Below are 14,263 nucleotides of genomic sequence, written 5' to 3' on the forward strand. Positions count from 1 at the left end.
GAACTTGCTTGTGCAGCTCGCGGCTCGTTACGGCTTTTCCAACACCAATGTCGCCCAAGAGTGGTTGGACGCTGACGCCGCAGCGCAGAGGGCGATAGAACTGGCGCCGCAACTTGGCTCCGCATACTCCGCTCTCGCCGAGCTCCAGATCGGCCGGCTCGATTTCGCGAATGGGCTCGCAAATTTGAACCGCGCCATCTCGCTTGTCCCAAACAATGCGGAAGTGCTTGCCATTGGCGCTCGTGAGCTGCCTTGGCTCAGCGACGCGAAGGAGGGCCTTCGGCTTGCAGATCAGGCCATTGCCCTCGATCCACTGAACGGGCCAACTTACCAATGGCGAGCATATGCACTGATCGTGCTTTGCCGCTTCTCGGATGCCATCGCCGCCGGAAGGAAGGTCCTGGAGGTCGCGCCCAAACAACTCACTGCGCACGCCCAGATCGGCAATTCGCTTATCGCGCTGAACCAGCTCGAAGCTGCAGCGGCTGAGTTCAAACAGATGCCAGTGGACCATCCACTGCGCATGGCCGGTGAGGCAATGATCGCCGCACGCAGAGGGCAGATCCAACAAGTCGACCGCATGATTGCGCACATGCGCTCGCTGGTGGGCCCAGCTCGGTTCCAATACGGACAGGTTTACACCCAGACAGGAAATCTGGACCGCGCGTTCGCCGAGTTCGATAAAGCAGCCGCGGCAAAGACGCCGGGAATGATCTACCTTCGGGCAGATCCGCTGATTGAGCCAATCAGACGAGATCCCCGGTATTTCGCTCTGCTTAAGCGGCTGCGCTTCCCGACCGTCTGAGAGCCTAGCGGCAGCTTTCCACCGTTGCGGACAGTCGTCATGACCGCCACGATGATCGAACGATGTCCTTCTCGTTTGCAGCGAAAACCGGCTGCGCAGTCCAACGGCCGAGCAAACTTTTGCCTCTCACCCTGGTATCAACGTCGCGTCAGCCGGGACGAACGCCGACGCCGACATTCCTCGAAAGGACGAAGGTCTGGTCCGTCTTTTTGAGGGCTCGGGTCACTCGCTTCCTTCCGATCTGAGTGGCAGCTTTCGACCCATTCCTGCCACTAGACGGTTGAACGAAGCTCCTAGCTAGGAGCTAACCCATGTACCGACCTCCGCAAGTCATAGTGGGGGCGAAGCTTCCACTCCGGCCGATGCACGTTTGGGCGGTCCGCGTGCGCCTTCAGATCGAGCGGCGCGTTCGAGACCTGGCGCTGTTCGACATCGCTTTGGACAGCAAGCTGAGAGGCTGCGACGTCGTGTCGCTATGCCTGCCCGATGTTCTTAGGGGCGGAGCATTGCGGCGGCGTGCGATCGTTATCCAGCAGAAGACCGGCAGACCCGTGCAGTTCGAGATTACTGAGCAAGCGCGGCGCTCCCTGGCGGAATGGCTCAAGGTTAGACGCGGAAATGCGAGCTGGCTCTTCCCGAGCCGAATGCATCCCGACGCCCACCTGTCCACGCGCCAATACATCCGGCTCGTGAAGTCGTGGGTTGCTCGCATCGGCCTGGAAGCAGCCGACTACGGGAGCCACAGTCTCAGGCGAACCAAGGTTTCGATGCTCTACAGGAAGACTGGCAACCTGCGGGCGTGCCAGTTGCTGCTTGGCCATACCAAGCTTGAGAGCACCGTCCGCTACCTGGGCGTCGAGTTGGATGATGCGCTGGAGCTGTCGGAGGCACTGGAAATTTAATCGTCCGGCCGATTCCTGACTAGCCATGTGTTCGCTGTCTGTTCCATCGATCCAGCGATGCGAATCGAGGATCCTTCCGACAACGGCGGCCGGGGCTGGCGGCGATTGAACGCGGAAGAGGTCCGAGCCCTCGCCTATTTGGCGATACGACTGATCGGTAAAGGCGTGAGAGCCGACCTGGCTGGTCGTAATGCGCAGAAGGCTGACGAGGCCGCCAGGAAGCTCGCTGAAGCTGTTTCAGCTCGGCTCGCTGCATACCCAATCTTTGGACCCGCGCGAGCCGCTAGAGGCCATTCGGCTGGCTCACAGCCTGACGAACACTCCTAGTGGCAGGAATGGGTGGAAAGCTGCCACTAGCGAACCGTCCGACCGAGCGAGTAGAACACGCTCGAAACCTTGGCTCTCTAGCGCGAAGCCGATCAGGCGAACGTCGGGATGACGAAGGCGCTCTCGCCATGCGCTTCGCCGTCGGGCCAGCGCTGGGTGACGATCTTGTTCTTCGTCCAGAACTTCACGCCTTCCATGCCGTACTGGTTGATGTCGCCGAAGCCCGAGCGCTTCCACCCGCCGAAGCTGTGGTAGCTGACAGGAACGGGGATCGGCACGTTCACTCCGACCATGCCGACGTTGACGCGCGCGGTGAATTCCCGGGCCGCGTGGCCGTTGCGAGTGAAGATCGCGACGCCGTTGCCATATTCATGCTCGGACGGCAGCCGCACCGCCTCCTCAAAGTCCTTGGCGCGGACCATCTGCAGAACGGGGCCGAAGATCTCTTCCTTGTAGGTCTGCATCGTCGGCTTGACGTGGTCGAAGAAGGTCGGGCCGATGAAGAAGCCTTCCTCGTGGCCTTGGAGCGTGAAACCGCGGCCGTCGACGACCAGCTCCGAGCCTTCGTCGATCGCCATCTGGATGTAGCGTTCGACCTTTTCCTTGTGCGCCTTGGTGACCACCGGGCCATAATGAGCCTCCGGGTCCGTCGAGACGCCGACGCGCAGCTTCTCGATCGCCGGGATCAGCTTTTCGCGAAGGGCGTTGGCCGTTTCCTCGCCGACCGGAACGACGACCGGGAGGGCCATGCAGCGCTCGCCCGCCGAACCGAAGGCCGCGCCGGTCAGGTCGGTGACGACCTGGTCGAGGTCGGCGTCGGGCATGACGATGCCGTGGTTCTTGGCGCCGCCGAAAGCTTGCACGCGCTTCCCGTTCGCCGTGCCGCGCGAGTAGATGTACTGCGCGATGTCGGACGATCCGACGAAACTGACCGCCTTGATGTCAGGATGGTCGAGAATGGCGTCGACCATTTCCTTGTCGCCGTGGACGACGTTGAGGATGCCGTCGGGAAGGCCTGCTTCCTTCATCAGCTCGGCAAGGCGGATCGGAACGGTCGGGTCGCGCTCGGAGGGCTTCAGGATGAAGGCGTTGCCGCAAGCGATCGCCATTCCGAACATCCACATCGGGATCATCGCCGGGAAGTTGAACGGCGTGATGCCCGCGCCGATGCCGAGCGGCTGGCGCATCGAATAGACGTCGATGCCGGGGCCGGCGCCCATGGAATATTCGCCCTTCAGCGCCTGCGGGATGCCGGTCGCGAATTCGATGACCTCGAGGCCGCGCTGAACGTCGCCCTTGGCGTCCGCAATGACCTTTCCGTGCTCGGACGAGAGCGCGTGAGCGAGCTCGTCCATGTGCGCTTCGACCAGTTCCTTGAACTTGAACATGACGCGGGCGCGGCGCTGCGGGTTGGTCGCGGCCCATGCGGGCTGGGCGGCCTTGGCGGCATCGATCGCACGCTCGAGATCGGCGGCGGTGCCGAGCCTGACCTTGGCCTGCACCTGACCCTGGTTGGGGTCGAAAACGTCGCCGCTGCGTTCGCCCGAGGAAAAGCTCTCGCCGCCGATGAAATGGTCGATGCTTCGAAGCATGTGTGAAACTCCTAAACCGCGACCGTACCCGAACGCGCTCGCGCTTCGGCGATTGTTTTGCGTGCGAGGTCGTCCGCCACGATGTTGGTCGCGCTTTCAAGCTGGCGGGCGTCCCACCAAATCAAGCTCAGCGCTTCTCACTCGGCTTTTTTGCTACAAACTCAATTTCAATGAGGGCGCCCTCGAGAACCAGACCTGCAACCGTGGTCGAGCGTGCGGGTCGATGGTCGCCGAAGTACTGTGCGTAGGCTTCGTTGGCGGCCTCAAAGTTTTGCGCGTCTGTAATCCAGATGGTCGTCTTCACCACGGTCTCCCGCGTCATGCCGAGTTCGGCAAGATAGACATCGAGATTGCGGAAGATCTGCTGCGCTTGGGACGTTATACCGCCTTCAACTAAAACACCTGGTGCCTCGAAGCCAATTTGGCCTGAGAAAAACACGAACTCATCGGCGACTACGAACTGAGATAAATGAGCCACTTAATCTCCTCTTCCATCAAATCCTAAGCGATCGCCGCCTTCTCGATGTTCATCTCTGCGGCACGGCCAAGCGCGTCTAAGTAGGCACCGCAGGAAGCCGTCAAAGCGTCAGGGCCACTATACCACCCGGTCATTTCTACAGTACCGAAGCGAACACTCACGCAGGCGCTTACGTGCCATTCGCCGTTGTTCCTCCGACCGCCCGAAACGTTGAGCCTTTCCAGCCTTCCATTGGTCCCCAATATCTGATTGATCGCGCGGAACGCTGTCTCGACACCTCCTTCGCCACTTGCGAGATCCGTCAGCTTGCCTCGGATTTCGTGAAGGAGCTCAATCCTGACGGCCACGTCATTCCCGCGTACCATCCGTGTCCGAATGTCGACACGTTTGAACTTCCACGGTGACCGAGCGTGCTTGGGGCCGGTCCCTCCGAGATTGCGATGAATCACCGGAGCCACGTCGCCTAGGCCAGCACGCTTTGCTGAGCTAATTCGATTGGCCTGCGATCGAAGCTCAGAAAGGTTCTCGGAACGGCCGTATCGAAGGCATGCTTACTACCCGCTATGGCTTGGGCAATAAGCGACCCGATGGCAGGCGCCAGCTTGAAACCATGGCCGCTGCACCCGTTAGCGACGAAGAAGCCACCGAGTGGTGTTTCGCCCACAATTGGATGAACGTCAGCCCAGTTCATGGTGTACAGACCGCTGTACCCGCGAACACCGCGCAGCGGGCCAATTGACGGCATTCGATGTTGAACGGCGTGAAGCTTCGAGCGAACAAAGCTGTCATCAGCGGAACGGTCAAATTCGTCCGGGTCGTCCACCGTCTCGCGTTCGTCTTCTGGCAATACGGAGCCAACGATGATGTGCTTCCGCTGACCTTGGGTTCGAAAGTAAATTCCTCCGGCCAAATCGGCACACACGGGCATGCTTCCGGGCAGATGCGGGGGCATGTCAAACTGGGCCATCTGAATCCGGGTGGGTCGTAAGGGCCAGCGATCTGCCAGCCCCACCTTGGCCAGGAGTTGATTACACCACGGGCCACTCGCGTTTACTACTAGGCCGCACGCGTACCCTGACCCGTCCGCAAGCGTCACGCCCGCGACCCGATCAGAGATTGTTTCTATACCAGTCACCCGCGCGCCGAACTGCACTTCGACACCATTGTTACGAACAGCGGTCAGCAGATCCTGAAGGGCGTCCGTCGGCTCGATATACCCACCCTCACTTTCAAGGATGTATCTCTCACCTGAGCGACACTCGTGAGGTTCGCCAGCCAGAAGATCAGGCGGAATTGTGCAGGGGCTCAGGGCTGGGAAATTATCCTGAACATCGGCGTCATCGAGCAAGGTGGCTGCGACCCCCAGACGCTGCAGCCGAGCAACCTCGGCGCTGCTGCCTATGCCGCCGCCCAGCCAAATGACGCCCGTTTGATGGAAGCGAGCAACCGGCGCTGTCAGCTCAAGGAAATCGCTCCAGTTGCGGTAGGCTCGTATGCCGTCTTTTGCGAGCTCGACCATCTCGTCGCGAGAATATCGGAATCGACAGACAGCCGAGGATGCACCTGTCGAGCCTTCGCCCAGTCCTGCCCCCTTCTCTAAGACAAGAATCCGGTCCGAAGTTCTCAGCGCCAGTTGGTACGCTACACTCAGGCCAATAACGCCTGCGCCAACAACGACGATGTCCGTAGATTGCATTTCGCACCTTCACGCATGAGACGGACAACAACGAACTCGTTCGGCGGTGACGATTCCGACTTGGCCGATGAGATTCCGACGACGTGTGAGCCGAGCCTGACCCAGACAGAGCTACCGCGTCGCTATTCGGGGCAGGCCCAGGCTTCCTAACCCTCCGGTTAGAAAGCGTATTCCGCAGCAAGACCGAACGTGCGCGGCTGAACTGGAATCACGGTGTATTGAATCGGAAGTCCAAGCAGCAGCGTCCGTGAAACCGCCCCTTTCGAACCCGTGAGATTCCGACCGTAGATACGCACGGTCCAGTGCTGATCCACCGTAAGTTCACCGTGAGCATCCAGGGTTGTGTAGGCGGCTGCGGGTACGGACCCGGGACTACTCTCCACAAGTGACAGGCGCCGCCCGATATGGCGAACGCCAGCGCCTACGTTCGCGCGGTTGGAGCCGACGTCAAAGCTATAATCCGCGGTGAGCGACCCGCTCCATTTGGGAGCATTCGGAAGGCGGTCCCCGTCAAGCCCTCCGATCGGCGGCGCATCTTCGGTCAGGTATGCATCCACATAGGAGCCATTTGCCGCGAGGCTAAGAGCAGGCACGGGATGAAAGATCAGTGAACCCTCGATGCCCCGACTTCGGGCACGGCCGCCGTTAACCGCGGCGCTGACCCCGCCGATGACCTCGGTAAGCTGAATTTTTTTCCACTCCAGATCATAGGCAGCAAACTCGAAAGAGAGGCGGGGGTCGATGAGAGTTCCCTTGATCCCGATTTCATAGCTGGTGAGCCTGCTTGACTGAACCTGTGGCGGCACGCCCGGAACTGCGACGTTCGGGCCGCCGGGGAGATACCCGGTCGCAATCCGCCCGTAGATCATCGCAGTCTCGCCGAGATGAATTTGCGGGCTCACGCTGAAAGTGAACACGTCCTCGTCTGATTGGCCGGGTATATTCTTCGGAGTTCCGAAAAGCAGACCACTCGTGATCTGGCGGAAGTCCTGCTTATTTCGCGCCCAACGCATGCCGCCTGTAAAGTCAAACGAGTCCGTGAGGTGGAAAGTACCGTTCCCGAAAATTGCGAACTCGCGGTAGGTCGTGGGAAGAGAAACCTCTGCCAGCGGATTGAGCGCTGGGATCGGCTCTTCATTCATGGTCAAGGCGGGTACGACCTGGCGGTTCTCTGTCTCTTCATGAGTATAGAAGCCGCCGACCAACCATTCGAAGCGGCCGCCGTTTGGCGAGGTGAGCCGGACTTCTTCCGTAACCTTATCCAGGTCGAGGCTGAGGTCGAATGGCGCTAATCCGGCTGGAATCGCACCTCCCGTGAGCAGCGGATACAGCGACCCGTAAACCCGGCTCGCATCGATCGTCTGGCGGATTTTCGTACTGCTGTAGCTTGTCGCGGAAGTGAGTGTCGCAAAGCCGAAGTCATAATCCAGGGTGCCTGAGTAGAACTGGAATTTCTTGGTGAAAGGCTCGTCGAGGTAGTTGTTATTCGCATATCCGTCGCCGAGACGTTCGCCAGTGGATATTTCCTCCACGACCTGCGCATTGTTGTCGGAATCGACCTTCTGGTAGATTGCCGAGAAACGCGCCGAGAAACGATCGTTGGGCTTGACCAGCAGGCTGAGTCGGCCGCCCAGCTGATCATAATCATTCTGGTCGCGGCGCCCGGTCTGGACGTTGTTAACGTAACCCGGCGATTTCCGATAGGCGATGCTCGCGCTGAGCCCGACGCGGTCCTGCACCACGGGCGTGTTGATGAGTGCTTGACCCGCGTAACCGAAGCCGTGGGCGTGATCGATGTCGAAGACCTCTCCACCGACTACCCCGCTGGTACGAGTTAAGCTGGGAGTCACCGTGACATATTTGATGAGGCCACCGATCGAACTCGCGCCGTACAGCGTCCCCTGTGGTCCGCGGAGGATCTCGAGCCGATTGATGTCGTAGGGCAGCAGATCGAGAGAGAAGATGCTGCTCCGTGCGTAAATGCTGGACGACCCAACCGGCGCATCGTCGACATATATCCCGACGGTCTGGGCTCCCGTTAGAGGAGTCACGCCACGCAGAGTCACTGTGGTCTGCCCGGGAGTACCGGCACTGTCGACCTGCAGACCCGGAACGTAACCGGAAAGGTCGACGAGTTGCGTCGCGCCAGCCTTGCGCATCTGGTCACCGGCGACAACGCTGATCGAGATCGGCACGTCCTGGAGGATCTCTGGCCGCTTCTGCGCCGTGACCACGATCTCGCCCTCGCTGCCAGCGAGCGACGGCTGATCGGGAGACTTCGGTGCGCTAGCGTCGGCAGGCTGGCTCGACGACGCCTGTTCTGACTGCGCGTGTGCAGCTGTACCGGCACACAATGCAGCCGCAGCTGTCGTCAGGCTCATCCACCGAAGGCGAACTTGGACACTACGCTTCATGCTTTCCCTCCCACTTTTCCAAGAACGCGAAACACGGCTACGGCGGCGGCATGGCCCACGAGATGGACGGTTCGCCCCAATCGTCTCCCCAGGATGTATGGGCACAGCCTCTCCCAAAGCGGGATAACATGCAAGACCGTATTTTATTAGTCCTCGGTGTCGCGTTCGACGGACGTGGCGGCCGCCCATAGGGCCATCCCGGAAAGCACTAGGGCCGCGAACGCGATCATGAGCGAATATCGTAACCCAACCGGACCGTAGGCCGCGCTGAAATGATCGCTGAGCACACCGGTGAGAACTGGGCCGAGGCCGAGACCTACCAAGTTCGCGAAAAAGAAGAGGATTGCGACTGCCATCGAGCGCCGGGGTGACCCACAAATCCGATGCAGCAACGTAAAGAAAGCAGGCACTGCGGCACTAAGGCCCACCGCTCCAACAAACGATGCCGCATAAAAGAGGACGGGTTCGTTACTGAAAAGCGCGAGCTCATAAAAAGGAACCACGCCAATCATGATCAGTGATGGCACGCGCGCAGCGTAAGCCCCACCGCGCCTCGTCGCGAAATCGGTAATAAGACCGCCGAAGACACTGCCCACGAGAGAAGCGACGGCGCCGAGTGCCCCGAAGATGGCACCGACCGACACGAGGTCGAGATGGAGGACCCGCACCAGATAGGAAGGGAACCAGATCACCGCCCCATAGGCGACAAGAAAGTAAAGTATGGTGGCGACGCAGAGGAGTACGAATGTGCGCTTGCCTGCCAATGCTGCCAGTGTCGTGCGAAGCGACTCCTGCTGCGGCCTTTGATCCTTCTGCGTTCGCAGCCTCGGTTCTCGAAGTCCAAACAGCGTTAGGACACACAGGAGCAAACCGGGTGCTCCAAGCGCAACGAAGGCCGACCGCCAGCCATGAGTCGCTGCTAGCCATGCACCTAAGGTGAAAGCCAGCAGGTAGCCGGCCGTTGACGACGAAATGAATACGCCAAGTGCACGCGCGCGTTGATCGGGAGGAAAGTAGTCCGCGATGAGCGACTGCGCGGGAGGCATCGCCCCCGCCTCGCCTGCTCCGACACCGACGCGCGCCAGGACAAGCTCGGGCAAAGTTCGTGCCATGCCGCAGAGGAGCGTCATTATACTCCAGACGGCCAATGCCGCAGAGATGACCAGCTTACGGTCACCGCGATCGGCAAAGCGCGCCACCGGGAGGCCGAGTGTGGCGTACAAGGCGGCGAAAGCGAAGCCGCCAAGTAAGCCCATCACCGTGTCGGAAGCGTGAAATTCCGCCTTTATCGGCTCAATCAGTACCGACATGACATGCCGATCGATGGAGCTCGACGCGGAAGCGAGAAACAGGATACCAAGAAAACCCCAGCGCTGCGACGGACGGTACAAAGTCCACGCAGGTGCGCGGTCAGCCTCGCCGCTCATGCAACCAACTGCTCCGTAGCGCTGGCAATATTCTCGGCGACCAGCGGGAGCGGCAGGGCGCCAGGCTTGAGCACCGCATCGTGAAAGTCGCGAAGATCGAACCGCTCCCCAAGACGCGCCCGCATCTCTTCACGCCTCGCTGTAAGAAAGTGCTCGCCAATCTTGTAGGCGAGCGACTGTCCCGGAATGTCGCATGAGTAACGGATGCTCTCGGAGCGGATCTCCGTCTCGGGCACGAAAGCGTTCTCGCGCATAAACGTGCGCGCCTCTTCCAGCGACCAGCCCATGGCATTCATCCCCGTGTCGACGACCAGGCGACAAGCAAGAAATGCGTCCATCATGAGCCGCCCAAAACGCTCCTCCGGCGCCTGGTACATCCCCAGCTCCCCCGCAAGGGTTGCGGCATATTCGGCCCAACCCTCATTGAACGCATTGAACAAAGCGTTGGCCCTCACGGGATGCAGAGCCTCGTTCTCCCGCTGGGAGGCCAAATGAAAATGATGTCCGGGAACAAGCTCGTGGTAATTTAGGGACGCGATATTGCCGAGCGGACCGCCGGCCAAGTTGGTGGCGTTGAAGAGGTATCGGCCAGCCGGCTGGTTCGGCCCGGGTGCGTCATAATATCCGAACGTCATCGAACCGGCGAGCATCTCCGGGAGCGGCGCTGCGGCGTGCGGTGCATTCGGCTTGAAACGAAACACGTCGTCCAGAAGAGGCGCGATTCGTTCGATGTAGCGATTGAAGAACGCCTCAATTTCCTCGGAACTTTGTGCACGCCACGCGGGATCCCGCCCGGTAGCGGCCAGGTAATCGGACGGAGAGCCCTCGAATGGTACTTCGCGGATCAGTTCCGCCATCGCCGCGCGGACGGCCGCCACTTGCTCGAGACCTTGAGCGTGCACTTGCTCCGGGGAGACGTCGAGCGTGGTGTGCTCGTGAACCAGCTCCCGGTATAGTGCTTCACCGCCTGGATACTGGGCTATGCCGACGGTTTCGGGCGCGCGTGCGTCGTAGTCCGCTTCGGAAAGCAGCGAGAGTAATGTTTCGAAGGCGGGGTCGACGGCGCGATCCAACCGCTCCCGGATGAGGTCCGCGGCTCTGTCTGAGCCCGCCCCCTGGAGCCGATCGGACGATGGTACCAGGGCGGTCACCCCACGGCGGAACCGCGAGACCAGTTCGCGTGACTGTTCGAGCTGCGGGCGGGGAATTCGTATGCCACGTCGGGCCTGACCGGCGGTCCGTTCCCGCAGCTGATCGATCAGGCGCGCATAGTCCTCCAGCAATCCGAGATAACGATGAAGATCGCCCTCCGTCTCGAAGGCGAACTTGGCAAGCATTCCGCCGACGTGCCCGAGCAAAAAGCCCCCGCAGTAGGCCGTGGGCGCGAACATCGCGAAGAACCCGATGCCGAGCGGATCAAAGGCCAGCCAGTAGCGATCTGCCTCAGCTGCCATCCGCGCTGCGGTCAGCCTGGCGACGGTGTGCGTTAACTTCAGTTCGCGAGGCAGAAACGCCTCGTTGGCGCGGTCGAGAGCGTATAAGGCCTCTGCTGCGCGACGACTACGAGCGGCAACGGCAGCCTCGCCGATGTCCGGAAGCCTATCAACTGGCAGTCCTAAATCGCGCTCGACCCAAGGCGTGCGTCGAACCTCTGCCCACACCTTGTCGATGCCGACTAGCGCCAGTGCAATCGCCTCTCCCGTGGCATCGTCCATTCACCGCTCCCGATTTTGTACACTAGTGTATCTCGTAGGCGAGTAAAGCTTGGCAGGACAAGGCACGGGTGGCAGGGTGAGAGAAATGTTCGCTCATATGGAGAGCCCTTAGTGGGACGCGCCCAAAAAGTTTCATCTGAGACGTGGGTCGACACAGCACGACAGGTGCTGGTTGAGGAAGGGATCGCGGGGGTTAAAGTTGATCGTCTGGCCCAGCGGCTGGGGGTAACACGCGGAGGTTTCTACCATAATTTCCGCGACCGCGAGGACTTGCTCGATGCATTATTGCAGCGTTGGGAAGAGGAATGTCGCTTCCTGCCTGATTTCCCAACTAGCCGAAGCTTAGCAGCGGTTGGCGCTTGGTTTGACAGGGCCGTAGCCAGGTTAATCGAGGAAGACGGCTACGACCACGATTTCGATATGTCAGTCCGCGAATGGGCGCGGTCAGATCAGCGCGCGACTTGGGCCGTTGAGCGATCTGATCGCGAACGCATGGCAACCCTGCAACGCTTCTTCGACGCGCTCGGCTATTCAAAGGACGAAGCGCTGATGCGCGCTCGCGTTTTCTACTATCATCAGATTGGATATTACGCGATCGGCGTTCGCGAAAGCACGGCCGTTCGCAAGCGAATCGCGCACCTTTATATCGATATTCTTTGCGGCCAAGACGTGATGGAACGCGTCCGCTCCGCCGTGCGCCGAGAGGCCAAACTGAGCGCCTAACGCGTACGTTCGATTAGGTCGCCGGAGATATCGCGAACAGAGGTGCTTCCCAAGAGCGCCATCGTCCGCGCGACTTCGTCGGCGAGCAAAGTCAGTGCACGAACGACACCCGCTTCTCCTCCGGCAGCAAGGCCGTAGAGGTAAGCGCGGCCCAAGGAGCAGGCATTAGCGCCGAGAGCGAGCGCTTTGACCACTTGGCTTCCACGACGCACGCCGCCGTCCACGATGAGCTCAGGGGCGTCTCCGACCGCATCGCGAATCCCAGGCACGAGGTCGACGGGCGCGACGGCTCCGTCGAGTTGGCGACCGCCATGGTTCGAGATCATTATTGCATTTGCCCCAATCTCGACCGCCCGCTTCGCATCGACGATAGATTGCACGCCTTTGATAACGAATGGTCCGGGCCAAAGCGCACGAAGCGCGGCAGCATCGTCCCACCCCACTGTCCTATCGAACTGCCCGTTGACGTAGTCGATCAGGCTGACGCTCTTTCCTTGGAGCGCGTCCACCCGATGTGCGACGTTCTTGATATCGAAATCGGGATTGCGCAGGAAGGCTAGCAGCCAGGCGGGATGGCTGGCGAAACTGACCAAGCTTCTTAGGGTGAAGCGCGGCGGCATTTCCATGCCCGTCACCCGGTCCCGCTCCCTGTTCCCAGCTACCGGCGTGTCGATGGTGAGGCAAAGCGCGTCGTAGCGCGCCGTCACGCACCGTTGAACCAGCTCCGCCGTCAGTCCTTTGTCCTTGAACAGATAGACTTGGAACATTTTCGGGCCAGCAGTCGTGATCGCGATGTCTTCCAGCAAGGTCGTGGCCATGGTGGACAATGAGTAGAAAGTCCCGGTCTTCCCCGCTGCGCGCGCGACCGCCGGCTCCGCGCCATGATGAAACAGCCGCGACATGCCCGTCGGAGACAGAATGAAAGGGACCGCGATGCGCTGGTTCAGGAGAGTTGTGGACGTGTCGATCGCTGAGACGTCGCGAAGCGTTCGCGGCAGAAAGCTGTAGTCATCGAAAGCCGAGCTGTTTCGTCGAAGCGTAACTTCGTCGTCCGATCCGCCGTCGATGTAGTTAAACAGAGCAGTTGGCAGCTTGCGCCAAGCCAGAAAGCGCAGGTCCTCAATACTAAAGCAGCGCTTGAGCGACCTGGGGCGGCGGGCGGGTTCCAGCGTCATGCAACTGTGTCTCCCGCGTAGGCGCCGGCGCCAAAGGATGGATTGACCTTACGAAATCTCATCATGCCGCGAGCGGCGATCGACCCGGCTGACCTGGGAGGCAGGTACGCAAATAGTCGGCCCAGGATGCAAGACCACCCGTCGCATGCGATTCCAAAGGAATAATGCGACTGGTCAAGGTCAGTCCCTTGAGGGGCTGCGTGCCGGCGAGCATCAGGAACTCGCTAACCCCTGCGCCGATCGCCGCTTGATAGTACCCGGGCACGGTGAGTTCGGTCTCGCAGACGGTGAGATGCAAACGGCGACCTCCATGATCGACGTCGTCCTCGCGATCCTTTCTGTACAGGTCGAAAATCCGCGAACTGCCTGCCAAGATTCCTGGACTGCCAGCTCCAATGCGAGTGACGAGCGTTGGCCGCCGAAGGGCGGCATAGGCGGCGAACAGGCCGCCGTAAGAATAGCCGAAAAGACCGTGATCGCCGGGTTTCACGCGCCATTGTGCCGCAATCATCGGAAACAGTTCGTCGGTGATGAAAGCGAGGAATTTGTCGGCAGCGGGCGCGCGCAGATGGCGTAGATACAGGTCCGCCCCCTCCTGATCCAACAGCCCCATAGCCACGATTTTGCTCATGCTCTGCTCCACACCCTCGGGGAGAGCCTCGCCGGGCGGGAGGAGATCCCGTGCTCTCACGGCGAGCGTGCGGCCGGCATCCTTACCGCAATACCCAATGCACACCAGGATGAACGGTTCGATCGGGGCGATCGGGTCGGTGGAGAGCATCTGCATACGCGGCGCCGCTCCAGGGGCCATACCGTTACCGTCGGGCGCGAAGACAAGAGTGTAATGCTCTTCGCCGTTCAACTCATATTGGGGCGGCACAGTCACCCACACAGCGTAGCGAGCGCCAGCGCGGGCGGAGTCGACTTCGAAATAACGCGTGTTTGGAAGAAGTGCCCATTCCGGGAATTGCTGTTCGACGAGACCGCTCATCGCCTTGCCTTCATGGTG

The 14,263-nt window shown here is 60.5% G+C and carries 12 protein-coding genes; 3 read left to right on the plus strand and 9 right to left on the minus strand.

Translation table 11 applies throughout. The annotated features are described in order from the left end of the window. The first annotated feature begins 184 nt into the window (after window positions 1–184). On the plus strand, window positions 185–805 hold the full coding sequence (locus LZ016_RS10950; protein ID WP_241447516.1) for a hypothetical protein: 621 nt from the start codon (window positions 185–187) through the stop codon (window positions 803–805). Window positions 806–1,188: 383 nt separating this feature from the next. Beyond that, window positions 1,189–1,707, plus strand: a complete 519-nt coding sequence (locus LZ016_RS10955) for a tyrosine-type recombinase/integrase (protein WP_241447517.1) — start codon at window positions 1,189–1,191, stop codon at window positions 1,705–1,707. Between the two features lie 419 nt (window positions 1,708–2,126). Here the strand turns inward: LZ016_RS10955 and LZ016_RS10960 are convergent, their stop codons facing one another. From LZ016_RS10960 to LZ016_RS10985, 7 genes are all read right to left on the minus strand, one after another. Beyond that, the gene (locus LZ016_RS10960; RefSeq protein WP_241447518.1) at window positions 2,127–3,626 is read right to left on the minus strand and encodes a CoA-acylating methylmalonate-semialdehyde dehydrogenase; all 1,500 of its coding nucleotides are present in this window, start codon (window positions 3,624–3,626) and stop codon (window positions 2,127–2,129) included. 127 nt (window positions 3,627–3,753) lie between these two features. Then, the gene (locus tag LZ016_RS10965; RefSeq protein WP_241447519.1) at window positions 3,754–4,104 is read right to left on the minus strand and encodes a RidA family protein; all 351 of its coding nucleotides are present in this window, start codon (window positions 4,102–4,104) and stop codon (window positions 3,754–3,756) included. A gap of 23 nt (window positions 4,105–4,127) precedes the next feature. Continuing rightward, complete coding sequence (locus LZ016_RS15720) at window positions 4,128–4,562, minus strand: alpha-isopropylmalate synthase regulatory domain-containing protein (RefSeq protein WP_366512913.1); 435 nt, start codon at window positions 4,560–4,562, stop codon at window positions 4,128–4,130. A 5-nt stretch (window positions 4,563–4,567) separates the two neighbouring features. Further along, complete coding sequence (locus LZ016_RS10970; RefSeq protein WP_241447520.1) at window positions 4,568–5,800, minus strand: NAD(P)/FAD-dependent oxidoreductase; 1,233 nt, start codon at window positions 5,798–5,800, stop codon at window positions 4,568–4,570. Window positions 5,801–5,958: 158 nt separating this feature from the next. Continuing rightward, the gene (locus LZ016_RS10975; RefSeq protein ID WP_241447521.1) at window positions 5,959–8,181 is read right to left on the minus strand and encodes a TonB-dependent receptor; all 2,223 of its coding nucleotides are present in this window, start codon (window positions 8,179–8,181) and stop codon (window positions 5,959–5,961) included. Window positions 8,182–8,360: 179 nt separating this feature from the next. Next, on the minus strand, window positions 8,361–9,641 hold the full coding sequence (locus LZ016_RS10980; RefSeq protein WP_241447522.1) for a spinster family MFS transporter: 1,281 nt from the start codon (window positions 9,639–9,641) through the stop codon (window positions 8,361–8,363). Further along, window positions 9,638–11,356: a DUF885 domain-containing protein gene (locus LZ016_RS10985; protein ID WP_241447523.1), complete on the minus strand. Its 1,719-nt coding sequence runs from the start codon at window positions 11,354–11,356 to the stop codon at window positions 9,638–9,640. The genes LZ016_RS10980 and LZ016_RS10985 overlap by 4 nt, the downstream gene beginning before the upstream one ends. Before the next feature lie 111 nt (window positions 11,357–11,467). On the opposite strand from LZ016_RS10985, the gene LZ016_RS10990 reads away from it, so the two are divergent. After that, a complete protein-coding gene (locus LZ016_RS10990) occupies window positions 11,468–12,079 on the plus strand; it encodes a TetR/AcrR family transcriptional regulator (protein ID WP_241447524.1) in 612 nt (203 codons plus the stop codon). Here LZ016_RS10990 and LZ016_RS10995 read toward each other — a convergent pair. Together LZ016_RS10995 and LZ016_RS11000 are read right to left on the minus strand one after the other, a co-directional pair. After that, entirely contained in the window at window positions 12,076–13,254 is a 1,179-nt protein-coding gene (locus LZ016_RS10995; RefSeq protein WP_241447525.1) for an alpha-hydroxy acid oxidase, read from the minus strand. The genes LZ016_RS10990 and LZ016_RS10995 overlap by 4 nt on opposite strands. A gap of 61 nt (window positions 13,255–13,315) precedes the next feature. After that, a complete protein-coding gene (locus LZ016_RS11000; RefSeq protein WP_241447526.1) occupies window positions 13,316–14,245 on the minus strand; it encodes an alpha/beta hydrolase in 930 nt (309 codons plus the stop codon). Window positions 14,246–14,263: the final 18 nt, after the last annotated feature.

This window comes from Sphingomonas telluris (assembly GCF_022568775.1).
GTDB lineage: Bacteria > Pseudomonadota > Alphaproteobacteria > Sphingomonadales > Sphingomonadaceae > Sphingomicrobium > Sphingomicrobium telluris.